The organism is Streptococcus sp. Marseille-Q5112 (assembly GCF_916700555.1).
Taxonomy (GTDB): Bacteria; Bacillota; Bacilli; order Lactobacillales; family Streptococcaceae; genus Streptococcus; species Streptococcus symci.
In genome coordinates, this window is the sequence record NZ_CAKAKP010000001.1 from 36,677 (window position 1) to 62,221 (window position 25,545).

28 protein-coding genes are annotated in these 25,545 nt (G+C 39.5%); 22 read left to right on the forward strand and 6 right to left on the reverse strand.

What is annotated here, in order from left to right; all coding sequences use genetic code 11:
• Positions 1–124 precede the first annotated feature (124 nt).
• From rpsA to LG372_RS00265, 10 genes are all read left to right on the forward strand, one after another.
• On the forward strand, positions 125–1,327 hold the full coding sequence (gene rpsA, locus LG372_RS00220; protein WP_001001630.1) for a 30S ribosomal protein S1: 1,203 nt from the start codon (positions 125–127) through the stop codon (positions 1,325–1,327).
• Between the two features lie 85 nt (positions 1,328–1,412).
• Positions 1,413–1,910: a GAF domain-containing protein gene (locus LG372_RS00225; RefSeq protein WP_125415962.1), complete on the forward strand. Its 498-nt coding sequence runs from the start codon at positions 1,413–1,415 to the stop codon at positions 1,908–1,910.
• Positions 1,910–3,565 carry a DNA polymerase III subunit gamma/tau gene (gene dnaX / locus LG372_RS00230; RefSeq protein ID WP_125415960.1) on the forward strand — a complete coding sequence of 552 codons (1,656 nt, stop codon included), beginning with the start codon at positions 1,910–1,912 and terminating at the stop codon, positions 3,563–3,565. Before LG372_RS00225 ends, dnaX begins: the two co-directional genes overlap by 1 nt.
• A 27-nt stretch (positions 3,566–3,592) precedes the next feature.
• On the forward strand, positions 3,593–3,787 hold the full coding sequence (locus tag LG372_RS00235) for a DUF3272 domain-containing protein (RefSeq protein WP_001081602.1): 195 nt from the start codon (positions 3,593–3,595) through the stop codon (positions 3,785–3,787).
• A gap of 256 nt (positions 3,788–4,043) precedes the next feature.
• Positions 4,044–4,814, forward strand: a complete 771-nt coding sequence (sufC, locus tag LG372_RS00240) for a Fe-S cluster assembly ATPase SufC (protein WP_225741827.1) — start codon at positions 4,044–4,046, stop codon at positions 4,812–4,814.
• Positions 4,815–4,841: 27 nt separating this feature from the next.
• Positions 4,842–6,104 carry a Fe-S cluster assembly protein SufD gene (gene sufD, locus LG372_RS00245; protein WP_225741828.1) on the forward strand — a complete coding sequence of 421 codons (1,263 nt, stop codon included), beginning with the start codon at positions 4,842–4,844 and terminating at the stop codon, positions 6,102–6,104.
• A gap of 10 nt (positions 6,105–6,114) precedes the next feature.
• On the forward strand, positions 6,115–7,341 hold the full coding sequence (locus LG372_RS00250; protein ID WP_225741829.1) for a cysteine desulfurase: 1,227 nt from the start codon (positions 6,115–6,117) through the stop codon (positions 7,339–7,341).
• On the forward strand, positions 7,328–7,768 hold the full coding sequence (sufU, locus tag LG372_RS00255; protein ID WP_070478797.1) for a Fe-S cluster assembly sulfur transfer protein SufU: 441 nt from the start codon (positions 7,328–7,330) through the stop codon (positions 7,766–7,768). Before LG372_RS00250 ends, sufU begins: the two co-directional genes overlap by 14 nt.
• A gap of 57 nt (positions 7,769–7,825) precedes the next feature.
• Complete coding sequence (gene sufB, locus LG372_RS00260; RefSeq protein WP_000797054.1) at positions 7,826–9,238, forward strand: Fe-S cluster assembly protein SufB; 1,413 nt, start codon at positions 7,826–7,828, stop codon at positions 9,236–9,238.
• Between the two features lie 123 nt (positions 9,239–9,361).
• The gene (locus LG372_RS00265; RefSeq protein WP_049487108.1) at positions 9,362–10,753 is read left to right on the forward strand and encodes an APC family permease; all 1,392 of its coding nucleotides are present in this window, start codon (positions 9,362–9,364) and stop codon (positions 10,751–10,753) included.
• Positions 10,754–10,783: 30 nt separating this feature from the next.
• Here the strand turns inward: LG372_RS00265 and LG372_RS00270 are convergent, their stop codons facing one another.
• Positions 10,784–11,632 carry a YitT family protein gene (locus LG372_RS00270; protein ID WP_049551580.1) on the reverse strand — a complete coding sequence of 283 codons (849 nt, stop codon included), beginning with the start codon at positions 11,630–11,632 and terminating at the stop codon, positions 10,784–10,786.
• 141 nt (positions 11,633–11,773) lie between these two features.
• Between LG372_RS00270 and LG372_RS00275 the strand changes: the two genes are divergently transcribed.
• The 7 genes from LG372_RS00275 (at position 11,774) to LG372_RS00300 (ending at position 17,146) form a co-directional block, all read left to right on the forward strand.
• On the forward strand, positions 11,774–12,613 hold the full coding sequence (locus tag LG372_RS00275) for a DegV family protein (protein WP_225741830.1): 840 nt from the start codon (positions 11,774–11,776) through the stop codon (positions 12,611–12,613).
• Between the two features lie 107 nt (positions 12,614–12,720).
• On the forward strand, positions 12,721–12,996 hold the full coding sequence (locus LG372_RS00280) for an HU family DNA-binding protein (protein WP_001284640.1): 276 nt from the start codon (positions 12,721–12,723) through the stop codon (positions 12,994–12,996).
• Positions 12,997–13,938: 942 nt separating this feature from the next.
• The gene (locus LG372_RS09710; RefSeq protein ID WP_263974029.1) at positions 13,939–14,067 is read left to right on the forward strand and encodes a hypothetical protein; all 129 of its coding nucleotides are present in this window, start codon (positions 13,939–13,941) and stop codon (positions 14,065–14,067) included.
• Positions 14,068–14,160: 93 nt separating this feature from the next.
• Complete coding sequence (locus LG372_RS00285; protein WP_049487111.1) at positions 14,161–14,340, forward strand: hypothetical protein; 180 nt, start codon at positions 14,161–14,163, stop codon at positions 14,338–14,340.
• Between the two features lie 676 nt (positions 14,341–15,016).
• Positions 15,017–15,658 (forward strand): amino acid ABC transporter permease, encoded by a 642-nt coding sequence (locus tag LG372_RS00290; RefSeq protein ID WP_049487112.1) that lies wholly within the window; start codon positions 15,017–15,019, stop codon positions 15,656–15,658.
• A gap of 9 nt (positions 15,659–15,667) precedes the next feature.
• Positions 15,668–16,297 (forward strand): amino acid ABC transporter ATP-binding protein, encoded by a 630-nt coding sequence (locus tag LG372_RS00295; RefSeq protein WP_225741831.1) that lies wholly within the window; start codon positions 15,668–15,670, stop codon positions 16,295–16,297.
• A 9-nt stretch (positions 16,298–16,306) separates the two neighbouring features.
• On the forward strand, positions 16,307–17,146 hold the full coding sequence (locus LG372_RS00300) for an amino acid ABC transporter substrate-binding protein (protein ID WP_225741832.1): 840 nt from the start codon (positions 16,307–16,309) through the stop codon (positions 17,144–17,146).
• Between the two features lie 61 nt (positions 17,147–17,207).
• Here LG372_RS00300 and lysS read toward each other — a convergent pair whose 3' ends face one another.
• The 5 genes from lysS to LG372_RS00325 all read right to left on the reverse strand — a co-directional run bounded on the left by lysS (position 17,208) and on the right by LG372_RS00325 (position 21,672).
• Entirely contained in the window at positions 17,208–18,698 is a 1,491-nt protein-coding gene (gene lysS / locus LG372_RS00305; protein ID WP_033681936.1) for a lysine--tRNA ligase, read from the reverse strand.
• Positions 18,699–18,835: 137 nt separating this feature from the next.
• Positions 18,836–19,453, reverse strand: a complete 618-nt coding sequence (locus LG372_RS00310; protein ID WP_094753783.1) for a histidine phosphatase family protein — start codon at positions 19,451–19,453, stop codon at positions 18,836–18,838.
• 2 nt (positions 19,454–19,455) lie between these two features.
• Positions 19,456–19,935 (reverse strand): aminoacyl-tRNA deacylase, encoded by a 480-nt coding sequence (locus LG372_RS00315; RefSeq protein WP_094753784.1) that lies wholly within the window; start codon positions 19,933–19,935, stop codon positions 19,456–19,458.
• Positions 19,935–20,777 carry a DUF368 domain-containing protein gene (locus tag LG372_RS00320; RefSeq protein ID WP_049552079.1) on the reverse strand — a complete coding sequence of 281 codons (843 nt, stop codon included), beginning with the start codon at positions 20,775–20,777 and terminating at the stop codon, positions 19,935–19,937. Before LG372_RS00320 ends, LG372_RS00315 begins: the two co-directional genes overlap by 1 nt.
• 94 nt (positions 20,778–20,871) lie before the next feature.
• A complete protein-coding gene (locus LG372_RS00325; protein WP_225741833.1) occupies positions 20,872–21,672 on the reverse strand; it encodes a glycoside hydrolase family 25 protein in 801 nt (266 codons plus the stop codon).
• Positions 21,673–21,827: 155 nt separating this feature from the next.
• Between LG372_RS00325 and glmU the strand changes: the two genes are divergently transcribed.
• From glmU to rocS, 5 genes are all read left to right on the forward strand, one after another.
• A complete protein-coding gene (gene glmU, locus LG372_RS00330) occupies positions 21,828–23,207 on the forward strand; it encodes a bifunctional UDP-N-acetylglucosamine diphosphorylase/glucosamine-1-phosphate N-acetyltransferase GlmU (RefSeq protein WP_049552081.1) in 1,380 nt (459 codons plus the stop codon).
• Between the two features lie 9 nt (positions 23,208–23,216).
• The gene (locus LG372_RS00335) at positions 23,217–23,762 is read left to right on the forward strand and encodes an NUDIX hydrolase (protein ID WP_125415948.1); all 546 of its coding nucleotides are present in this window, start codon (positions 23,217–23,219) and stop codon (positions 23,760–23,762) included.
• Positions 23,763–23,773: 11 nt separating this feature from the next.
• On the forward strand, positions 23,774–24,085 hold the full coding sequence (gene macP, locus LG372_RS00340; RefSeq protein ID WP_049487121.1) for a cell wall synthase accessory phosphoprotein MacP: 312 nt from the start codon (positions 23,774–23,776) through the stop codon (positions 24,083–24,085).
• Positions 24,086–24,101: 16 nt separating this feature from the next.
• Positions 24,102–24,794 (forward strand): 5'-methylthioadenosine/adenosylhomocysteine nucleosidase, encoded by a 693-nt coding sequence (locus LG372_RS00345; protein WP_070478823.1) that lies wholly within the window; start codon positions 24,102–24,104, stop codon positions 24,792–24,794.
• A gap of 76 nt (positions 24,795–24,870) precedes the next feature.
• Positions 24,871–25,362 (forward strand): chromosome segregation protein RocS, encoded by a 492-nt coding sequence (gene rocS / locus LG372_RS00350; RefSeq protein WP_000021242.1) that lies wholly within the window; start codon positions 24,871–24,873, stop codon positions 25,360–25,362.
• Positions 25,363–25,545: the final 183 nt, after the last annotated feature.

Here is a 25,545-nt window from a genome sequence, read left to right on the forward strand (position 1 = left end):
AGGGTATTTTATTTTTATAATTGAAAGACGTGAACGATATGAACTTGTTCTTGCGGGTGCTTAGGAAAAAAATTATAAGTATGTCAAGTTTAAGAAAAAACTTGATTGTTGGAGGATTTTTTAGATGAACGAATTTGAAGATTTGCTAAATAGCGTTAGCCAAGTTGAGACTGGTGATGTTGTTAGTGCTGAAGTATTGACAGTTGATGCGACTCAAGCTAACGTTGCAATCTCTGGAACTGGTGTTGAAGGTGTCTTGACTCTTCGCGAATTGACAAACGATCGCGATGCAGATATCAATGACTTTGTTAAAGTAGGAGAAGTATTGGATGTTCTTGTACTTCGTCAAGTAGTTGGTAAAGATACTGATACAGTTACATACCTTGTATCTAAAAAACGCCTTGAAGCTCGCAAAGCATGGGACAAACTTGTTGGTCGCGAAGAAGAAGTTGTTACTGTTAAAGGCACTCGTGCCGTTAAAGGTGGACTTTCAGTAGAATTTGAAGGTGTTCGTGGATTTATCCCAGCTTCAATGTTGGATACTCGTTTCGTACGTAACACTGAGCGTTTTGTAGGTCAAGAATTTGATGCTAAAATCAAAGAAGTTGACGCTAAAGAAAACCGCTTCATCCTTTCACGTCGTGAAGTTGTTGAAGCAGCTACTGCAGCAGCTCGCGCTGAAGTATTCGGTAAATTGGCTGTTGGTGATGTTGTAACTGGTAAAGTTGCACGTATCACAAGCTTCGGTGCTTTCATCGACCTTGGTGGTGTTGACGGATTGGTTCACTTGACTGAATTGTCACACGAACGTAACGTATCACCAAAATCAGTTGTAACAGTTGGTGAAGAAATTGAAGTGAAAATCCTTGATCTTAACGAAGAAGAAGGACGTGTATCACTTTCACTTAAAGCAACAACACCTGGACCATGGGATGGCGTTGAGCAAAAATTGGCTAAAGGTGATGTAGTAGAAGGAACAGTTAAACGTTTGACTGACTTCGGTGCATTTGTTGAAGTGTTGCCAGGTATCGATGGACTTGTTCACGTATCACAAATTTCACACAAACGTATTGAAAATCCAAAAGAAGCTCTTAAAGTTGGTCAAGAAGTTAAAGTTAAAGTTCTTGAAGTTAACGCAGATGCAGAGCGCGTATCACTTTCTATCAAAGCTCTTGAAGAGCGTCCAGCTCAAGAAGAAGGACAAAAAGAAGAAAAACGTGCTGCTCGTCCACGTCGTCCAAAACGTCAAGAAAAACGTGATTTCGAACTTCCAGAAACACAAACAGGATTCTCAATGGCTGACTTGTTCGGTGATATCGAACTTTAATCAAATTGAAAATTCACAAAATCCTTTGTTTACTAAACAAGGGATTTTTCTTTTGTCTGTAAGCCTTTTTTGATATAATAGTTCTATGTTAGAATCAGAAAAACAATCACGTTATCAAATGTTAAATGAAGAGCTCTCTTTTTTATTGGATGGTGAAACTAATGTTTTGGCTAATCTTTCCAATGCCAGTGCTCTTCTAAAATCACGCTTTCCTAATACCGTATTTGCAGGCTTTTATCTGTTCGATGGAAAGGAATTGGTTTTAGGTCCCTTCCAAGGTGGTGTTTCCTGCATCCGTATTGCGCTAGGCAAGGGTGTTTGTGGTGAGGCGGCTCACTTTCAGGAAACTGTTCTGGTTGGTGATGTAACAACTTATCCTAACTATATTTCTTGTGATAGTCGAGCTAAAAGTGAAATTGTTGTGCCAATGATGAAGAATGCTCAATTACTTGGAGTTCTGGATCTGGATTCTTCAGAGATTGATGATTATGATGCTATGGATCGAGATTATTTGGAACAATTTGTCGCTATTTTGCTTGAAAAGACAGAATGGGACTTTACAATGTTTGGGGAGAAAGCCTAATGTATCAAGCACTTTATCGAAAATATAGAAGTCAAAATTTCTCCCAGTTGGTTGGACAGGAAGTTGTGGCTAAGACTCTTAAACAAGCTGTAGAGCAAGAGAAAATAAGTCATGCTTATCTTTTTTCTGGTCCACGGGGAACGGGAAAAACCAGTGTGGCTAAGATCTTTGCCAAGGCTATGAACTGTCCCAATCAAGTGGGTGGTGAACCATGTAATAACTGCTATATTTGTCAGGCAGTGACGGATGGTAGTTTAGAAGATGTCATCGAAATGGATGCGGCCTCTAATAATGGAATCGATGAAATCCGTGAAATTCGTGATAAATCTACCTATGCCCCTAGTCTTGCCCGTTATAAGGTTTATATCATAGACGAGGTGCACATGCTGTCTACAGGGGCTTTTAATGCTCTTCTAAAAACGCTGGAAGAGCCAACACAGAATGTGGTCTTTATTTTGGCTACTACTGAATTGCACAAGATACCTGCGACTATTCTATCCCGTGTGCAACGTTTTGAGTTTAAATCGATTAAGACACAGGATATTAAGGAACATATCCACTATATTTTAGAAAAAGAAAATATCAGTTCTGAACCAGAGGCTGTGGAAATCATTGCCAGACGCGCTGAAGGTGGGATGCGAGACGCCTTGTCTATTTTAGATCAAGCCCTGAGTTTGACACAGGGAAACGAGTTGACGACTGCCATCTCTGAAGAAATTACTGGTACCATTAGTCTATCAGCCTTGGATGATTATGTGGCTGCCTTGTCTCAACAGGATGTTACCAAGGCCCTAGCATGCTTGAATCTTCTTTTTGACAATGGTAAGAGCATGACTCGTTTTGTGACGGATCTTTTGCACTATTTAAGAGACTTGTTAATTGTTCAAACAGGTGGAGAAAACACTCATCATAGTCCAGTCTTTGTAGAGAATTTGGCACTTCCTCAAGAAAATCTGTTTGAAATGATTCGCTTGGCGACAGTCAGTTTAGCAGATATTAAGTCTAGTTTGCAGCCCAAGATTTATGCTGAGATGATGACTATCCGTTTGGCAGAGATTAAGCCTGAACCAGTTCTTTCTGGGGCAGTTGAACATGAAATTTCTGCATTGAGACAGGAAGTTGCCCGTCTCAAACATGAACTCGCCAATGTGGGAACTGTAGCTAAGCCAACCAGTCCAGTACCTACTCGTCCAACAGCAGGCAAAACAGTCTATCGTGTGGATCGCAATAAAGTACAATCTATCTTACAAGAGGCCGTCGAAAATCCTGATTTAGCACGTCAAAATCTGATTCGCTTGCAGAATGCCTGGGGAGAGGTGATTGAAAGTCTAGGAGGTCCTGATAAGGCTCTGCTAGTTGGTTCTCAACCAGTTGCGGCCAATGAACACCATGCTATTCTTGCTTTTGAATCTAACTTCAATGCTGGTCAAACCATGAAACGAGATAATCTCAACACCATGTTTGGTAACATCCTCAGTCAGGCAGCAGGTTTTTCACCCGAGATTTTAGCTATTTCCATGGAGGAATGGAAAGAAGTTCGCGCAGCCTTTTCAGCCAAAGCCAAATCTTCTCAAACTGAAAAAGAAGCAGAAGAAAGTCTGATTCCGGAAGGATTTGAATTTTTAGCTGATAAAGTGAAGGTAGAGGAAGACTAAAGAAAGATTTCATGATACAATAAGTTTATGAATAGACAACAATTTATTATCATCGCGCTGTTTACAGCTGCTGAGACCTATTTTTTCAATGAAGCCTGGATGACTGGTCGCTATATTATGGCAGCCTTTTGGGCCATTTTGCTTTTTAGAAATTTCCGAGTCAGTTACTTGATGGGCAAGATTGTAGATGTCATTGACCAGCACTTGAAAGGAAAAGACTAGTCCTCAGCTTCTAGACAAAATCAAAGCCTTTTAGGCTTTTTTTTGTTATACTATAAAAGTATATTTATTGACCTTTTATACTCTTCGAAAATCAAATTCAAACCGTGTCAGCTTCGCCTTGCCGTACTCAAGTACAGCCTGCGGCTAGCTTCCTAGTTTGCTCTTTGATTTTCATTGAGTATTTCCGTATTTTCTAGGGAAATCAAGTATGTTTCTAGTAAGTACTGTAAAGGCTTTGAAAAAGAAAGGAACTATCATGTCAGTATTAGAGATCAAAGATCTTCACGTTGAGATTGAAGGAAAAGAAATTTTAAAAGGGGTTAACCTGACCCTGAAAACAGGTGAAATTGCTGCTATCATGGGACCAAATGGTACTGGTAAATCAACTCTTTCTGCAGCTATAATGGGAAATCCAAACTATGAAGTTACCAAAGGTGAAGTCTTGTTTGATGGCGTAAACATCCTTGAGTTGGAAGTTGACGAGCGTGCGCGTATGGGACTTTTCCTTGCTATGCAATACCCATCAGAAATTCCTGGTATTACTAACGCTGAGTTTCTTCGTGCAGCCATGAATGCTGGTAAAGAAGACGATGAGAAGATTTCAGTTCGTGAGTTTATCACTAAACTTGACGAGAAGATGGAATTGCTCAACATGAAAGAAGAAATGGCTGAGCGTTACCTCAACGAAGGTTTCTCTGGTGGTGAGAAAAAACGTAATGAGATTCTTCAACTTTTGATGTTGGAACCAACTTTTGCCCTTTTGGATGAGATTGATTCTGGTCTTGATATTGATGCCCTTAAAGTTGTTTCTAAAGGTGTTAATGCTATGCGTGGTGAAGGATTTGGTGCTATGATTATCACTCACTACCAACGTCTTTTGAACTACATCACGCCTGATGTGGTACACGTCATGATGGAAGGTCGTGTTGTCCTTTCAGGTGGTCCAGAATTGGCTACGCGTTTGGAACGTGAAGGATACGCAAAACTAGCTGAAGAACTTGGCTACGATTACAAGGAAGAATTGTAATTCCCTCGTATCTTTTAGGAGAAGTAAATGACTAAAGAAAATATTAAACTTTTTTCAGAAATGCACGCTGAACCAAGCTGGTTGGCTGATCTCCGTCAAAAAGCTTTTGACAAGATTGAGACTTTGGAATTACCAGTTATTGAGCGTGTCAAATTCCACCGTTGGAATCTGGGTGATGGAACGATTACAGAAAGTGAGCCATCAGCAAATGTTCCAGATTTCACAGCTTTAGATAACCACTTGAAGTTGGTGCAAGTAGGAACTCAAACTGTTTTTGAGCAAACTCCGGTTGAGTTGGCTGAACAAGGTGTTGTCTTCACAGATTTCCATTCAGCTTTAGAAGAAATTCCAGAGCTGATTGAAGAATTCTTCATGTCATCTGTTAAGTATGACGATGACAAGTTGGCAGCCTACCATACAGCTTATTTCAATAGTGGTGCTGTTCTCTATATTCCTGATAATGTTGAGATTAAAGAACCAATCGAAGGAATTTTCTATCAAGACAGCGATAGCGATGTGCCGTTTAACAAGCATATTATGATTATCGCTGGTAAAAATTCTAAGATTAGTTATCTGGAACGTTTAGAGTCACGTGGCCAAGGAAGTGTCAAAGCAACTGCCAATATCACTGTGGAAGTCATTGCACGTTCTGGTGCGCAAGTGAAGTTTGCGGCTATCGACCGTTTAGGTGAAAATGTTACTGCCTACATTAGCCGTCGTGGTAAATTAGGCAACGATGCAAGCATTGACTGGGCAATCGGTGTTATGAACGAAGGAAACGTAGTTGCGGATTTTGATAGCGACTTGATTGGAAATGGTAGTCATGCTGACCTTAAAGTGGTAGCTCTTTCAAGTGGACGTCAGGTTCAAGGGATTGATACTCGAGTGACTAACTACGGATGTAACTCAATCGGAAATATCCTCCAACATGGGGTTATCCTTGAAAAAGCAACCTTGACCTTCAATGGTATTGGCCACATTATCAAGGGTGCCAAGGGAGCAGATGCCCAACAAGAGAGCCGTGTTCTCATGCTTTCAGACCAAGCACGTTCAGATGCCAACCCAATTCTTTTGATTGATGAAAATGACGTAACTGCTGGTCACGCGGCCTCTATCGGTCAGGTAGATCCAGAAGACATGTACTACCTTATGAGTCGTGGCTTGGATAAGGCAACTGCAGAACGTTTGGTTGTCCGCGGTTTCCTTGGATCTGTTATTGTTGAGATTCCAGTCAAGGAAGTTCGTGATGAAATGATTGCAACAATCGAAGAAAAATTGTCAAAACGCTAAGGGGTAGCCTATGTTAGATGTAGAAGCGATTCGCAAGGATTTTCCAATTTTAGACCAGATTGTTAATGATGAACCATTGGTTTATTTGGACAATGCTGCGACGACACAAAAACCACTAGCAGTTCTGGAGACGATTAACCGCTACTATGAGAACGACAATGCCAATGTTCATCGTGGCGTTCATACCTTGGCAGAAAGGGCAACAGCTTCCTATGAAACCGCTCGTGAAATCATTCGTAAGTTTATCAATGCAGGGTCTACAAAGGAAGTTCTCTTTACTAGAGGAACGACAACCAGTCTTAACTGGGTAGCGCGTTATGCTGAGGAAGTCTTGACTGAGGGAGACCAGGTTTTGATTTCTGTCATGGAACACCATTCCAACATCATTCCTTGGCAGGAAGCCTGCCGCAAGACTGGGGCAGAGCTTGTCTATGTCTATCTTAAGAATGGAGCTCTGGATATGGAGGATTTGCGAGCTAAATTGACTGACAAGGTCAAGTTTGTCTCCCTTGCTCACGCCTCAAATGTTCTTGGTGTGGTCAATCCAATCAAAGAAATCACTCAATTGGCCCATCAAGTTGGAGCTATCATGGTGGTGGATGGTGCTCAATCTACGCCTCATATGAAGATTGATGTTCAGGACTTGGATGTGGACTTCTTTGCCTTTTCAGGTCACAAGATGGCTGGTCCAACTGGTATTGGTGTCCTTTATGGTAAAGAAAAGTACCTAGAGCAAATGTCACCAGTAGAATTTGGAGGCGAAATGATTGATTTCGTCTATGAGCAATCTGCTAGCTGGAAGGAATTGCCTTGGAAATTTGAGGCTGGAACACCAAATATGGCAGGTGCAATTGGACTTGCTGCGGCAGTAGATTATCTTGAAAAGATTGGTATGGATGCCATTGAAGCCCATGAACAGGAACTGATTGAATACGTCTATCCAAAACTTCAGGCGATTGAAGGATTGACTATTTACGGTTCTCAGGACTTGGCTCAACGTTCAGGTGTCATTGCCTTTAATCTAGGCGATCTCCATCCTCACGACCTTGCGACAGCTTTGGATTATGAAGGAGTAGCTGTTCGTGCAGGTCACCACTGTGCGCAACCCTTGCTTCAGTATTTGGATGTCCCAGCAACAGCTCGTGCAAGTTTTTATATCTACAATACCAAGGCAGATTGCGATAAACTAGTCGATGCCTTACAAAAGACAAAGGAGTTTTTCAATGGCACTTTCTAAACTAGATAGCCTTTATATGGCAGTGGTAGCGGACCATTCGAAAAATCCACATCATCAAGGGAAGTTAGAAGACGCTGAACAAATCAGTCTCAATAATCCGACCTGTGGAGATGTCATCAACCTCTCTGTCAAGTTTGATATAGATGACCGTTTGGAAGATATCGCTTTTCTAAACTCGGGCTGTACCATCTCAACTGCCTCTGCTAGCATGATGACAGATGCAGTTTTAGGAAAAACCAAACAAGAAATCTTAGAACTTGCGACCATTTTTTCTGAGATGGTTCAAGGGCAAAAAGATGAACGCCAAGATCAACTTGGCGATGCAGCCTTCTTATCAGGCGTTGCCAAATTTCCTCAACGAATCAAGTGTGCAACCCTAGCTTGGAACGCTTTGAAGAAAACAATTGAAAATCAAGAAAATCAGTAAGACAAATTTCTTTTGTCTTATGAATCAGTAGAAATAAAGAATGAAAGAAAGGATATTATGGCTGAAGAAAGAGTAGAACCAAAACCAATTGACCTTGGTGAATATAAATTTGGTTTCCATGATGATGTAGAGCCTGTCCTATCGACAGGAAAAGGATTGAATGAAGATGTCATTCGTGAACTATCAGCTGCTAAGGGAGAACCTGAGTGGATGCTAGAATTCCGTTTGAAGTCTTATGAAACCTTCAAAAAAATGCCCATGCAAACTTGGGGAGCAGATTTGTCAGAGATTGATTTTGATGACTTGATCTACTACCAAAAACCATCTGATAAACCAGCTCGTTCGTGGGATGAGGTTCCTGAAAAAATCAAAGAAACCTTTGAACGTATCGGGATTCCAGAAGCTGAACGTGCTTATCTAGCAGGTGCCTCTGCCCAGTATGAGTCAGAAGTGGTTTACCATAACATGAAGGAAGAATTCCAGAAATTGGGGATTATCTTTACAGATACGGATTCTGCCCTTAAGGAATACCCAGACTTGTTTAAGCAATACTTTGCCAAGTTGGTACCACCGACTGATAACAAGTTGGCGGCCCTCAACTCAGCAGTATGGTCTGGTGGAACCTTTATCTACGTACCAAAAGGGGTCAAGGTAGATATTCCACTTCAAACTTACTTCCGTATAAACAACGAGAATACAGGTCAGTTTGAACGTACCTTGATTATCGTTGATGAGGGAGCAAGTGTCCATTATGTAGAAGGATGTACAGCGCCAACTTATTCAAGTAACAGCTTGCATGCGGCCATCGTAGAAATCTTTGCCTTGGATGGAGCTTATATGCGTTATACGACTATCCAAAACTGGTCTGATAACGTCTATAACTTGGTTACAAAACGTGCTAAAGCTCAAAAGGATGCCACTGTTGAGTGGATTGATGGAAACTTGGGTGCCAAAACTACCATGAAATACCCATCAGTTTACCTTGATGGAGAAGGGGCGCGTGGTACCATGCTCTCTATCGCTTTTGCCAATGCTGGGCAACACCAGGATACTGGAGCTAAGATGATCCACAACGCTCCACATACAAGCTCGTCTATCGTGTCTAAATCCATCGCTAAAGGTGGAGGAAAGGTTGACTATCGTGGACAAGTAACCTTTAATAAAAACTCTAAGAAATCTGTCTCTCACATCGAATGTGATACTATTATCATGGATGACTTGTCAGCATCAGATACCATTCCGTTTAATGAAATTCACAACTCACAAGTCGCTTTGGAACACGAAGCTAAGGTATCTAAGATTTCAGAAGAGCAACTCTATTACCTCATGAGCCGTGGATTGTCAGAATCAGAAGCGACAGAAATGATTGTTATGGGATTTGTAGAACCCTTTACAAAAGAACTTCCAATGGAGTATGCTGTTGAGCTGAACCGCTTGATTAGCTACGAAATGGAAGGATCAGTTGGCTAAGAATATGTAGAATCTGAGCAGGATTTATTCTGTTCGGATTTTTTTGAAAAATTATCTTATAAATATTCACAAAATCTCTTTTATATGATAAAATAAAACAATCATATTTAATGGAGATGAAGTATGAATATTTTTAGAACAAAAGATGTTAGCTTGGGACGTACTGAAATGCACCGTCATTTAAAAGTATGGGATTTGATTTTATTAGGAATCGGTGCCATGGTAGGAACTGGGATTTTTACCATTACAGGAACCGCAGCAGCAACGCTTGCTGGTCCGTCACTGGTTGTATCTATAGTGATTTCTGCCCTGTGTGTTTCTTTATCCGCCCTCTTTTTCGCAGAGTTTGCCTCTCGTGTTCCTGCAACTGGTGGTGCTTATAGTTATTTGTATGCAATTTTGGGTGAATTACCAGCTTGGATTGCTGGTTGGTTGACCATCATGGAGTTCATGACAGCAGTTTCTGGTGTGGCCTCTGGCTGGGCAGCTTATTTTAAAGGCTTGCTCAGTAACTATAGTATTTCAATGCCTCAAGCCTTGAATGGGACCTTTAACCCTGAGCAGGGTACCTATATAGACCTTTTACCTATTTTGGTACTGACACTGGTAACCGGTTTAGTTTTATTAAATTCCAAGGCAGCATTGCGTTTTAATTCGCTTCTAGTCATCTTGAAATTCTCTGCTCTCGCTTTGTTTATTCTAGTTGGTATCTGGTATATTAAACCAGAAAATTGGTCCAACTTTGCTCCCTTTGGTTTTGGTCAAATTTATGGTGGAAGTACTGGAATAATGGCAGGAGCATCTTTGATGTTCTTTGGTTTCCTAGGATTTGAATCTATTTCGATGGCTGTTGATGAAATTCAAAATCCACAAAAGAATGTCCCACGAGGTATTGTTTTGTCTTTGACAATCGTAACGATTCTCTATGCTCTGGTTACATTAGTATTGACAGGGATTGTTCACTACAGCCAACTCAATGTGGATGATGCTGTAGCATTTTCATTGCGAAGTATAGGAATTGGTTGGGCAGCTAATTATGTGTCATTAGTGGCCATTTTGACCCTAATAACAGTATGTATTTCTATGACTTATGCCTTATCGCGTATGATTTACAGTTTAGCACGTGATGGTCTTTTACCTCGAAGTTTTAAGCAATTAAGCAAAACAAGTCGTGTTCCTAAAAATGCGACCATCTTAACTGGAGTTGCTTCTGCAATTGCAGCAGGAGTGTTTCCACTGGCTAGTATTGCAGCCTTTCTAAATATTTGTACGCTTGCTTATCTTATCCTATTGGCTTATGGAATTATAAAACTTAGAAAGGATAAGGGAATGCCTAAAGAAGGAGAATTCAAAACTCCCCTAGTTCCCTTGTTGCCGATTCTCTCGATTCTAATCTGTCTTTCCTTTATGCTTCAATATAGTGTAGAAACATGGATTGCGTTTGGAATTGCTCTTGTAGTTGGACTTGTGATTTACTTTACTTATGGCTATCGTCATTCTACACTTTCTGAATAAAGAAAAAGCTGGAACTTCCCAGCTTTTTGCTTACTCTTTTATATATGTGAAGCCTTCTCCTAGGATTTCATGGGCTTCTGTAATAGTTATAAAGGCTTGAGGATCAATTCGATGAATCATTTCCTTCATTTTCACAATTTCATTTCTTCCGACAATACAGTAAATGATTTTTAAATCTTCTTGACTATAATAACCTTGACCTGAGATGAAAGTAACACCTCTTCCTAGGTCATCATTAATCGCTTTAGCAAGTTGATCAGGACGTTTTGTGATAATCATAAATCCTTTGCCGGCATAGCCTCCTTCACCAATCAAATCAATGACACGAGAAACGATAAAATCAAACAAGAGCGTGTAGGTAACCAATCTCAGATCCTTGAAGATTAGGAGAATAAGCATGAGAATACAAAAATCTAAGATAAAGAGCAGTTTCCCCATGGATATATGAGTGTATTTATTGAGAATGCGAGCTAGAATATCAGTACCACCAGTTGTACCTCCAGCATTAAAGATAATTCCAAGACCAATTCCCAATAGAATCCCAGCTATGAGGGCTGTAATCAGTAAATCACCTTGAAGATCAATATGAAGGGGAATACGTTCAAAAAAGGCCAACCAGGCGGACAAGGCTAAGGTTCCTAGTAAACTAGAATAGAGGGACTTTGCTCCAAAGATTTTCCAAGCTAGTATGAAAAGGGGAATATTAATCAGCAGGTTCATCAGAGAAACAGGGATTTTAAAAAGATAAAAGGTGATGAGGGTAATACCTGTCGCCCCTCCTTCAAAGAGATGATGAGGAACTACAAAATAAGTCAGCCCAAAAGCATAAATAGCAGCACCTAGTAAAATGGTTAAAATGGGATAAATTTTTTTAATCATAGGACACCTCTTTTCTTATAAGTAAATTATATCAAATTTTTAAGGAAAATTTGAATGACTCCATTAGGATTTTTAATCTTTTTTTGATATAATTAGAAGTAAGAAAAACAATCTGAATCCTAAAATAGAAAGATTGATACTATGACAAAAATTAAGATTGTAACCGATTCATCTGTTACTATTGAACCAGAACTCGTAAATCAATTAGGTATCACTATTGTTCCATTATCTGTAATGATCGATAATGTTGTTTATTCTGATGCGGATTTGAAAGAAGAAGGTAAATTTCTTCAGTTGATGCAAGCAAGTAAGAATCTTCCAAAAACAAGCCAGCCCCCTGTAGGTGTCTTTGCTGAAGTTTTTGAAGACCTATGCAAAGATGGTAGCCAGATTCTTGCTATTCATATGTCTCATGCTCTTTCTGGTACTGTAGAAGCGGCACGTCAAGGTGCTAGCTTATCTACTGCCGATGTGACAGTTATTGATAGTTCATTCACTGATCAAGCCTTGAAATTCCAAGTTGTTGAGGCTGCGAAGTTAGCACAAGAAGGCAAAGAGTTGGAGGAAATCTTATCTCGTGTAGAAGAGGTTAAAAACCACACAGAACTCTATATTGGCGTTTCAACTTTGGAAAATTTAGTAAAAGGTGGACGAATTGGCCGTGTAACTGGATTGTTGAGCTCACTTCTCAATATACGTGTTGTCATGCAGATGAAAGACCATGAATTGCAGCCAATCGTTAAAGGTCGTGGAGCTAAAACTTTTAAAAAATGGTTGGATGAGCTGACAAGTTCGCTAACTGAACGTTCTGTAGCAGAGATTGGAATTTCATATTCTGGTAGTGCTGATTGGGCAAAAGAGATGAAAGAAAGCTTACAAGCTTATGTTGAAAAGCCTATTTCAGTTTTGGAAACGGGCTCTATTATTCAAACTCACACGGGTGAGAATGCTTGGGCTGTTTTAGTACGTTACCACTCCTAAAAAAATAAATAAAATGGGAAGAAATAGCGTTTTTAACTTGACCTAAAAGGGATTTTAGGATATGATTATATTTGTTAATTAGAAATTAAATTGGAGGAATCATTAACATGGCAAACAAACAAGATTTGATCGCTAAAGTAGCAGAAGCTACAGAATTGACTAAGAAAGACTCAGCAGCAGCAGTTGAAGCTGTATTCGCAGCAGTAACTGAGTACCTTGCAGCTGGTGAAAAAGTTCAATTGATCGGTTTTGGTAACTTTGAAGTTCGTGAGCGTGCTGCACGTAAAGGTCGCAACCCACAAACTGGTAAAGAAATCAAAATTGCAGCTTCTAAAGTTCCAGCATTCAAAGCTGGTAAAGCTCTTAAAGACGCTGTTAAATAATCAACCTTCAAAAAGCCTATCATATCAAGCATTTGAGCTTGTGTGACAGGCTTTTCTTTTGGTTTTGGGGGCAAAACTATAAATTATCTAGCAAATTGAGGATATTGTCATCCATCTTCTTTGTAACGTGTGTAGATTTTGTTTATTGTCCTAGAATCAGAACGTCCTACTCTTGCCATAATTGCTTTTAGAGTTACGCTATTCTGCTTACGAGAGTATGCCTAAAGATGTGGTAGGTGAGGTGCCTATCAATGGATTCTTCAAGTTGTGTATTTGTTTTCAGATTTAAATCTTCAATAGTTTTTACGATTTTTGGCAGTTCCGCTCGTCATGCAGAATTATATTCGATATACTCAAGGTTCACTGTGTAATCAAGAGGCAGGTTTAAGATTAACTTAAATCATTCTGATTTTGACTTTGAAAGATCAAGTTTGATTAGAAAGCGTTGAATGTATTTTATATCGATATAAATCTAAAATGCCTATTTAAAATCATTCATGCTACTAGTAAGAGAGCTGATATAGCTCCCTTAGATTTTTTTTGGTAAAAAGTCCACCACTCTTCTAAAAAAGTGAAATTTACTTTAATATATAGCTGAGATACTGCAACAAATGGTCATTATGCTACTATTGTATATGGATGTAATGCTGAAAAGTTGAAGAAATTTAAATGTCGACTGAATAAGACAGATATAGGATAAGAAGAGAGAGCAAGCGATCCTTTTATCTTTATATTATCGTGATTCCTTAATTTTAATGTATACAGTAGAAAACGAGATTGCAGCAGTAAAAAAATTGACCAGTAGTTAGAATTTATTGCTAATCTCTGAGATGATGTACCTATTAATGATTTACTGAAATAAACAGATTTAGCAAAAATTATGTCTATCTTTACAGAATTTTTTGCTCACTTAGTAGGTGATGTAGAGCCAAAGAGGAAGTGATGGCACTTGAGCAAATTTTCAAACGTTTTTATAGTTTTATCAGGCAAGTTACAGAGGGGCTTCTGGTGTTAGTATTCGTGATTTTATGGAAGGGACTAATGGAGTCCTGGCAACAATTGAAAAAGTGATAAATAAGAAGTAATCGATTTAGCTGGTTTTGAACTTTAACTTGTCAATGTAGCTATAAGAAAGTATAGTAATGTTAAAAATATGGGGACTATATGGATAAGCAATTTGTTATACCAGTGAGAGTTGATGAGAGAATTTTAAATAAACTCAATTTTGTATCAATAAAGCTACAACAAGGACGATCAGAAACGATTGGTAAAGGATTAGAGAGGCTCTATAGTGAGCTGGGGAGAAAGATGAGTGGAAAAGGATTGATTTGGGCACATATTTGATTAGGTGTGGCTATTTCTGTCTTAGCACTCTATACCTACACGATTATTTATATTTTTAATCATGATATGGAAGAAATCTTTGCAACTTTTATTATGTTGGTAATTTATTCACTATTCTTTCTGTTATTTTTGATATCAGTTGGAGGATTATCTTTATTGGTTTGCGTAGAATTAGCTTATCGTAATTTGCAACGATATAAAAAAATTAAAAAGTCCCTTCTTTTTGATAGTACTTTTACAAATAAAAGTCTTAGTAATATAATAGAGCTATAGAAGGGGAGGTGGAAGAAATGTTTCGAAAAGAAAAAGCACGCAAGCGATTTTGCTTTTGGTTTATTATTTTTATCCTTTATCTTTTTTTTGGATTGTATTGTATTTGTACAAATTTTGGAGATACCTTGGGTATGATTTTACTATCACCTTTTATCTTTGCTTCCCTGCCACTCTATGCTTATTTAGTCCTTGGTTTGTTTATCTGGGGGTTCATGAGTCTTGCTATGGATGATGTTATGGATCTTTAGTTAAAGGAAAGCTAAGATCGAGAAAGGACACATTTCGTCCTTTCTTTTTTGATAGATATAGTTTTTCTTTTTTAAAGAGAATTTTTTTACAAAAATTATTGGTTATTTTGTTTATTTATGCTATAATAGGAACAATTATTTTTAGGAGGTGCAGTATGTCTTATTTGTTTGAGATATTACCGAGTTTATTGAGCGGTGCAAGCATGACTTTGCAGGTTTTTGCACTGGTCTTGATTTTTTCTATTCCCTTGGGCGTTTTGATTGCCTTTGCCTTGCAAGTCCATTGGAAGCCCCTCCATCATCTGATTAATATTTATATTTGGATTATGAGGGGAACACCCTTGCTCTTGCAATTGATTTTTATCTATTATGTGCTGCCAAGCATTGGGATCCGTTTGGATCGTCTTCCTGCGGCCATTATTGCCTTTGTTTTGAATTATGCAGCTTACTTTGCTGAAATCTTTCGTGGAGGGATTGATACCATTCCTAAAGGTCAATATGAGGCTGCTAAGGTTTTGAAGTTTAGTCCCTTTGACACAGTTCGCTATATTATCTTACCCCAAGTGACCAAGATTGTTCTTCCTAGCGTATTTAACGAAGTCATGAGTTTGGTCAAGGATACCTCTCTGGTCTATGCTCTAGGAATTTCAGATCTTATCTTGGCTAGTCGAACAGCTGCAAACCGTGATGCTAGCCTGGTTCCTATGTTCTTGGCAGGAGCCATTTACTTGATTTTGATTGGGATTGTGACCATTCTTGCCAAAAAAGTTGAGAAGAAATACAGTTACTATAGATAGGAGGCTGCCATGTTAGAATTACGAAATATCAATAAAGGGTTTGGTGAAAAGCAAATTTTGTCTAATTTCAGTCTAAAAATTCCTGAAAAGCAAATCCTAGCTATCGTTGGGCCTTCGGGTGGAGGTAAGACGACTCTCTTACGCATGCTTGCGGGTCTTGAAACCATTGATTCAGGGCAAATATTTTATAATGGAGAACCTTTAGAATTGGATGAACTAGAGAAGCGCAATCTACTGGGATTTGTATTCCAAGATTTTCAACTGTTCCATCATTTATCAGTTCTAGACAATTTGACCTTATCGCCCGTAAAAACCATGGGAATGAAGCAGGATGAGGCTGAGCAGAAGGCGCGAGGTCTTTTGGAACAATTAGGACTGGCAGGACATGCAGATGCTTATCCCTTCTCACTATCAGGTGGGCAAAAGCAAAGGGTGGCCTTGGCGCGTGCTATGATGATTGACCCAGAAATCATTGGCTACGATGAACCAACTTCTGCACTTGATCCAGAATTGCGCTTGGAAGTTGAAAAACTGATCTTGCAAAATAGAGAATTAGGGATGACGCAGATTGTGGTTACACACGATATACAATTCGCTGAAAATATTGCAGATCAGATTCTCAAGGTTGAACCCAAGTAGGAGGTGCCGATGACTAATAAAAAAATTGTCTTGGTGTTGGTTTCGTTCCTGACTCTCTTCTTAACAGCCTGTACTCAGAAGGCTAGTGATCCAAAGCAGGATAACTGGGATAAGTATCAAGAGCAGGGGAGTATAACCATTGGTTTTGATAATACCTTCGTACCTATGGGATTTGAAGAAAAGAATGGTCAATATACAGGATTTGATATTGACTTAGCAGAGGCTGTCTCTGAAAAATTAGGTTTTAAGGTTCAATTTCAGCCAATCGACTGGGATATGAAGGAGACGGAACTGCAAAATGGAACCATAGATGCCATTTGGAATGGCTATTCTGCCACTGATGAACGCCGAGAAAAAGTTGTCTTTAGTATTCCTTATATGGAAAATCAGCAAGTACTAGTTACGAAGAAAAGCAAGCAAATTCGTTCAGTAGAGGATATGAAGGATAAGACCTTGGGAGCTCAAGCAGGTTCCTCTGGTTATTTAGACTTTGAAGCTCAGCCAGACTTACTGAAAAATCGTGTTAAAGACCAGAAGGCCAATCAATACCAGAGTTTCAATGAAGCCTTAATTGATTTGAAAAATGATCGGATTGATGCTTTGTTGATTGACCGAGTGTATGCTAATTATTACCTCCAGTCTGAGGGGATATTAAATGATTACAATGTCTTTTCAGCTGGATTTGAAAGTGAATCTTTTACTGTTGGAGTTAGACCAGCTGATAAAAGATTATTAACAGCATTAAACCAATCCTTTATTGAACTATATCAAGAAGGAAAGTTCCAGGAAATCAGCCAGAAATGGTTTGGAGAAGATGTGGCAACAAAAGAAGTGAAAAGTGGAGATTGAGTTTTTCCTCAGTCTCTTTTTGCATCAAAAAATCCTCTGGCAAGTACCAGAGGATAAGAGTTTATTTCATTGTTGGGAAGAGCAATACATCACGGATAGTGGTTGTATCAGTTAGGAGCATGCAGAGACGGTCGATACCGATTCCCAAACCACCTGTTGGAGGCATACCATATTCAAGAGCCTCAATGTAGTCGTAGTCGATGCCTGTCGCTTCATCGTCACCAAGTTCTTTGGCTTTAGCTTGGGCTTCAAAACGGCTAAGTTGGTCGATTGGGTCGTTCAATTCAGTAAAGGCATTTCCGTACTCTTTGGTCATGATGAAGAGTTCGAAACGGTCAGTAAAGCGTTCGTCTTCAGGATTCTTCTTAGCTAGTGGAGATACAGCTACTGGATGTCCATAGACAAAGGTCGGTTGGATCAAGGTTTCTTCAACAAACTCTTCAAAGAAAGCATTGATGATGTGGCCAACTTCAGTGTAATGTTTCTCAACTGGAACTTTCTTCTCAGCAGCGATAGCTTTGGCTTCTTCGAAAGTCATGTCTTGCCAGAAATCGACACCAGTAATTTCTTTGATAGCATCCACCATGTGAACACGTTTAAATGGTTCGTTAATCTTGATTTCAGTACCTTGGTAGTTAACTGGGCCATCACCTTTAACTGATTTAGCAGCGTGTTGGATAATGCCTTCAGTTAAGTCCATGATGTCTTGGAAGTCTGCATAAGCTTGGTAAACTTCGATAGAAGTAAACTCCGGGTTATGAGTAGCATCCATTCCTTCGTTACGGAAGATACGGCCGATTTCATAGACACGTTCCATACCACCCACGATAAGGCGTTTCAAGTGAAGCTCAGTCGCGATACGAAGCACCATGTCAATGTTTTGGGCATTATGGTGGGTGATAAATGGACGGGCAGAAGCACCACCGGCTTCATTATGAAGAACAGGTGTTTCCACTTCAAGGAAACCTTTTTGGTCAAGATAACGACGGATTTCAGAAATGATTTTTGAACGAGTGACAAAGCGCTCAAAGCTTTCACGGTTAGAAATCAAGTCAAGGTAACGTTTACGGTAAATTGTTTCAACGTCTGTCAAACCGTGGAATTTTTCTGGCAGAGGACGAAGGGCCTTAGACAAGTGTGTAATGTGAGTAGCCTTGATAGAGAGTTCTCCCATATCTGTACGCATGACTTCCCCTTCGACACCAAGGAAGTCACCAAGGTCTGCTTTTTTGAAGATTTCGTAGTTTTCTTCACCGACAGCATCCTTACGAACGTAGATTTGAATTTGCCCTTCGCGGTCTTGAAGGTGGGCAAATCCAACTTTACCTTTACCACGTTTGGTTACCAAGCGTCCTGCGATAGTAGCTGTTTCATTTTTATCGTGTAATTGTTCTTTATCGAGGTCAGCATATTTATCTTTTAATTCTTGTGAATTTGCAGTACGTTCAAAACGTTTTCCGAAAGGATCGATTCCTTGTTCACGGAGCGCAGCCATTTTTTCACGGCGAACGATCTGCTGGTCATTTAGTTCTTCCATATGTTCTGTTGACATGGGATCCTCCTAGTTTTACTCAAAATTGAATACGATGAGTCATTTTTTGCGATACTCCCATTTTATCATAAATAAGCAAGAAATTCACGGATAATCTTTAAAAACTAAAAAGAACTTGACGCTAAAATCAAGTTCTGTTATTGATAGGAAGTATCATTCCAAGTATCGAGTGTAAATGTTTCAAAATCATGAGTTTCTAAAATTGTCAGGCTGGCATTTGCTAGGCCTCCATCTTTACGAAGAAGTGGCTCTTTATAACCTAAAAGAGTACGGAGACTGGCAGTAAGATTGGCACCGTGACCGACAATTAGAATACGCTCATCTGGACTATCTTTTAATGATTTGATAAATTGGATGGTCCGTTGCGTGGTGCTATAGAGGGATTCGGCTCCGAACATTTGAGTGTCAAATTGAGCAAGATTAAATCGAAAAGCTTTGATTTGTTGTGGGTAAATAGATTCCAAGGTTGCGATTTTCAAACCTTCTAACTTCCCCAGCTGCCATTCACGGAGATTAGGAACACTTTCTAAAGGACAGGGTGTCTGGAGTTGACTTTGGATAATCTCAGCAGATTTGACCGCTCGAGGTAAATCACTTGAATAAATCTGATTAAAAGGAATTTCCTTGAGATATTGGCCAAGTCGTTTTAGGGTGTCAATGGATTCAGGAAGAAGGGGAGAATCACCACTAGCGCCTTGAAAGCGTCCTTCTTGGTTCCAGAGGGTACGGCCGTGGCGGACAAAGTAGAGTTTCATTCTTAGTTGCCCTCCAAAATATCTGCAAAGTCTGCTTTAACAAAGGTGGCTAGTTCTTTTGGATTGATGATGATGCTATGACCAACTTCTCCGGCAGAGACAATCATTTGATCCAAGTCTAGGGCGATTTTATCGATAAAAATGGGGTAATTGTGTTTCTGACGAATTCCGACAGGATTATTGGCTCCATGAATGTAACCAGTTGTTTTTTCCAAGTCCTTTTGTGGAATCATGCTCACTTTTTTATTGCCAGAAATTTTGGCTAGTTTCTTTTCAGACAAATGTTGAGTGATAGGGACAATTCCGATAATTGGTCCTGTTTTATCTCCCAAAAGCGCCAAGGTTTTGAAAATCTGATTTCGTTCATAACCTTGAGGAAGCTCTCCTTCCAGGGCATTGATTTGAATCCCCTGATGTGGGATACCTGCTTTAGACAGGATTTGTTCCACCAATGTTTTTTTGATTTTAACTTTTTTTGCCATTATTTATACTTATCCTCCAATTGGCTCATCCAAATACCAAGCCAGATTCCCAGTGCAAAGAAGAAGGCAATGATGACATACCCAACAAGAGAAATACCGGTGTACTGGATACTTTCAGCATTTCCTGCATTTGGGATCAAGATCAAAAGGGTACTTGAAAGGACGATACCGATGATGAAATGATAGACACGTGAGTGGTAGTTGTTTAAGGCATAATCCATCAATTTTGAAAAAATGATGAGAGTTGCACCTGCACCGATTCCAATCGGGAAGAAGGTTCCCAAGAGGTCAAAGGTTTTAAAACCAGTCAACATAGGAGCATAGAGTCCCAAAATCAAAAGTAGGTTTGATGGACTGAGTCCAGGAACTAATACGCCAAGAGCCAGCAGTGTACCAGCTAGGACGAAATTAAGAAAGCTGGCGCTCAAGGTTCCAACGACAAAATTTAAGGCATAGAGTCCTAATCCAGAAATGATAAAGGTTATCCAGAACCAGACTAAATCAATCTTGTCTCGATCAGATTCTCGAGTTGATTCTTTGAGGAGGCTAGGAACTGTACCAATGATAGCTCCTGCAAAGCTCCATAAGACAAAGACCTGATAATTTTCAAGCAGGTATTCAATCGGGTAGGAAAATAAGCCGATTCCCAGAAGCATACCAATGGCAACTGGAATAAAGTACAAAACATTTTCTTTAAAGTCTTTAAAGGGATGAGCCAGAAAACCAATCATTCGTTCATAAATTCCTAAGATTGCTGCTAGAACCCCTCCGGAAATTCCTGGTAAGATAAATCCCAGAGCAATGACAATCCCTTTAATAACGCGTGCTAACCATGAGAGCATATTTTTCCTCCAACTATTTCTATTTCAAAAAATCCTTACTATATTGTATCACAATCTAAAACAAAAAGAAAAAGCAAATGAGAAACAAATGCTTTTAAGGTTTTAAAAAGAGTTTTCTAAAGGTTTCTTCTTTATTTTTTAAAGAAGAGATGACGTTGATATCCAAATCGTGGTCAAAGCCAGCAATTTTTCCTTTAGAAGTGTACTGGTGAATGTCATAATCTATATCAGTCTTAGGAGTTGCCTCGTAAAATCCTGAGTCAGAACCATAGGAAGGAATCCACACAGACGTAAACTTATCAGTATCAATACTGTGTTCTTCCATGAAATAGACCCCAACGTAGATTCCGATATTTTTAGCACCTAGTGATTCTAGTTTTGCACGAAAGGCTTCAACACCTTCGTTCATATTAGACATGGTTTTTTCTTCCACGTCTAGCCAATAGTAACTTGGACTGTATGGAGAAGAGGCGTTATAGAATACCTCAGCAGCTTTTTCCATCTCCTGGACATTTTTTCCGGCTACATAGGCATAGACACCAACTGGGACATTTCGTTTTTGAAACTCAGTGATATGGGTTTTAAAGGCCTTATCAACACCATTAACATAGGAAGCATCGTTCTCTTTGGACGTTTGAGCACCACTATGGACGCGAACAATAGCTCCAGAAATGTTTTGGGAGAGAGTATCGTAATTGATTTCCTCAGGACGTTGCCAACCAGAAACATCAATCACCGGTTTATCTATATTATGTAGCGCTTGCGTTTCTACTTGCGCGATATTTGACTTTGTTTTTACAGGATGGTCCTCAAAACGAGGGCGATTCAGGATTAAAATGAAAATCATAATCCCAAAAAAACCAAACAAAATAAGCGGATTAATTTTCTTTCTCATATCTCATAATTTTACCTTAAAAATGAAAAAAAATCAAAAAAAATACTCAAAAAATGGGTTAAGGAAAGGACTTGGGAGCATTTTTTCATTCAAGGGCGCGGAATGATTTGAAATATGGTATAATAAAAGGGAATTTCTAGAGAAAAGAGAAGATTATGTCAAATTATGCCATTATTTTAGCAGCGGGTAAAGGGACTCGCATGAAATCTGATTTGCCAAAAGTTTTGCACAAGGTTGCGGGTATTTCTATGTTGGAACATGTTTTCCGTAGTGTGGGAGCTATCCAACCTGAAAAGACAGTCACAGTTGTCGGACACAAGGCAGAATTGGTTGAAGAGGTCTTGGCTGGACAGACAGAATTTGTAACTCAATCTGAACAGTTAGGGACTGGTCATGCAGTTATGATGACAGAGCCTATTCTAGAAGGTTTGTCAGGTCATACCTTGGTAATCGCAGGGGATACTCCTTTGATCACAGGTGAAAGCTTGAAAAACTTGATTGATTTCCACATCAATCATAAAAATGTGGCGACTATCTTGACTGCTGAAACGGATAATCCTTTTGGATATGGACGAATTGTACGTAATGACAATGCTGAGGTTCTTCGCATTGTTGAGCAAAAGGATGCTACAGATTTTGAAAAACAAATCAAGGAAATTAATACCGGAACTTACGTCTTTGACAACGAGCGTTTGTTTGAGGCTTTGAAAAATATCAATACCAACAATGCTCAAGGAGAATACTATATTACAGACGTCATTGGCATTTTCCGTGAAGCTGGTGAAAAAGTTGGCGCTTATACTTTGAAAGATTTTGATGAAAGTCTTGGGGTAAATGACCGTGTGGCACTTGCGACAGCTGAGTCAGTTATGCGTCGTCGCATCAATCATAAGCATATGGTCAATGGTGTTAGCTTTGTCAATCCAGAAGCAACTTATATCGATATTGATGTTGAGCTTGCGCCTGAAGTTCAAATCGAAGCCAATGTTACCTTGAAGGGGCAAACGAAAATTGGTGCTGAGACTGTTTTGACAAATGGAACTTATGTGGTAGATAGTACTATCGGAGCAAGAGCTGTTATTACCAACTCTATGATTGAGGAAAGTAGTGTTGCAGACGGTGTAACAGTCGGTCCTTACGCCCACATTCGTCCAGGTTCAAGTCTGGGTGCCCAAGTTCATATTGGTAACTTTGTTGAGGTGAAAGGTTCTTCTATCGGCGAAAATACTAAGGCTGGTCATTTGACTTATATCGGAAACTGTGAAGTGGGTAGCAAGGTTAATTTTGGTGCTGGAACCATTACAGTCAACTATGACGGCAAAAACAAATACAAGACAGTTATCGGCAACAATGTCTTTGTTGGTTCAAATTCAACCATTATTGCGCCAGTAGAACTTGGTGACAATTCCCTCGTTGGTGCGGGTTCAACTATTACCAAAGACGTGCCAGCAGATGCGATTGCGATTGGTCGCGGTCGTCAGGTCAATAAAGACGAATATGCAACACGCCTTCCTCATCATCCTAATAATCAGTAGGAGCTTATCATGGAATTTGAAGAAAAAACGCTTAGCCGAAAAGAAATCTATCTTGGACCAATTTTTAAACTGGTCCAAGATCAGGTTAAATTACCAGAAGGCAAGGGAACTGCCCAACGGGATTTGATTTTCCACAATGGAGCTGTCTGTGTTTTAGCAGTAACGGATGAGCAAAAACTTATCTTGGTCAAGCAGTACCGCAAAGCCATTGAGGCAGTCTCTTACGAAATTCCAGCCGGAAAATTAGAAGTAGGAGAAAATACAGACCCTGTTGCAGCAGCCCTTCGTGAATTAGAGGAAGAAACAGCCTATACAGGGAAATTAGAACTCTTGTACGATTTTTACTCAGCCATTGGCTTTTGTAATGAAAAATTAAAACTATACCGAGCAAGCGATTTGACGAAAGTGGAAAATCCGCGTCCGCAGGATGAAGATGAGACCTTGGAAGTCCTTGAAGTGAACTTAGAGGAAGCCAAGGAATTGATCCAATCAGGTCATATCTGTGATGCCAAGACGATTATGGCTGTTCAGTATTGGGAATTACACAAAAAATAGAGGAGGTTAGTATGGGTAAACCTTTATTAACGGATGAAATGATTGAAAGAGCTAATAGAGGCGAAAAGATTTCAGGTCCTCCTTTGCTAGATGATGAGGAGACAAAAATTTTACCAACCTCTTCTTCCCGTTTTGGTTATGTCAACCCTAAGGATCATGGTTTTAGCCAAGAAACCTTGAAGATTCAGGTCGAACCGTCTATTCATAAAAGCCGTCGCATTGAAAATACCAAGAGAAATGTCTTCAATTCTAAACTGAATAAAATCTTATTTGCAGTCATCTTTCTCTTAATTTTGCTTGTCTTAGCAATGAAACTTTTGTAATAGAAAAGGAATTGAAATGAAAATAGGAATTATTGCGGCTATGCCAGAAGAACTAGCGTATCTGGTCCAGTATCTAGAAAATGCCCAGAAGCAAGTTGTTTTAGACAATACCTATCATACTGGAACCATTGCCTCGCATGAAGTCGTTCTTGTAGAAAGTGGAATTGGTAAGGTCATGTCTGCTATGAGTGTGGCGATTTTGGCTGATCATTTTCGAGTGGATGCTTTGATTAACACGGGATCTGCTGGTGCAGTAGCAGAGGGTATCGCTGTTGGGGATGTCGTGATTGCTGACAAATTAGCCTATCATGATGTGGATGTCACAGCATTTGGCTATGCTTATGGACAAATGGCGCAACAACCGCTTTATTTCGAATCAGATAAAACCTTTGTTGCCAAAATCCAAGAGAGTTTATCTCAATTGGACCAAAAATGGCATCTTGGTTTGATTGCTACAGGAGATAGTTTTGTTGCAGGAAATGACAAGATAGAAGCGATTAAGTCCCATTTCCCAGATGTTTTAGCCGTGGAGATGGAGGGGGCAGCTATTGCTCAGGCAGCGCATGCCCTTAATCTTCCAGTTTTAGTCATCCGAGCTATGAGTGATAATGCCAACCATGAAGCAAACATCTCTTTTGATGAGTTTATTATCGAAGCTGGACGTCGCTCTGCCCAAGTCTTGTTAGCCTTTTTGAAGGCTTTAGATTAAGCGGAAATTTGACAGTTTTTCTAGCTTATGATAAGATTTAAGTAAAGAAAAGCTAGAAAACGTTTCAGAGGATATTATGAGTATTGAAATGACCGTCAGTGAGATTGCAGAGGTCTTAGGATTGTCTCGCCAAGCAATCAATAACCGTGTCAAAGAATTACCAGAAGAAGACACAGATAAAAATGACAAAGGGGTAACAGTAGTTACCAGAAGTGGCTTGATTAAGCTAGAAGAAATCTATAAAAAAACGATTTTTGAAGATGAGCCTGTCAGTGAAGATGTCAAGCAGCGTGAACTGATGGAGATTCTGGTTGATGAGAAGAATGCTGAAATTCTTCGTCTCTATGAACAATTAAAAGCCAAGGATCGTCAGTTATCAGAAAAAGACGAGCAGATGCGTATCAAAGACCGTCAGATTGCTGAGAAAGACAAACAACTCGATCAGCAGCAACAATTGACCCTTCAAGCCATGAAGGATCAAGAAAATCTTAAGCTAGAGCTGGACCAAGCAAAAGAAGAAGTCCAATCAACTAAGAAAGGCTTTTTTGCTCGTTTATTTGGAGGATAATCAAGGAGCTGTTTAGGTTAAATGCTAACCTGATGGCTTCTTTTATTTCTAATCTAAATAGTATAGTTGCTCAAGTAATACTCAATGAAAATCAAAGAGGAAACTAGCCGCAGGCTGTACTTGAGTACGGCAAGGCGACGTTGACGTGGTTTGAATTTGATTTTCGAAGAGTATAAAATAACA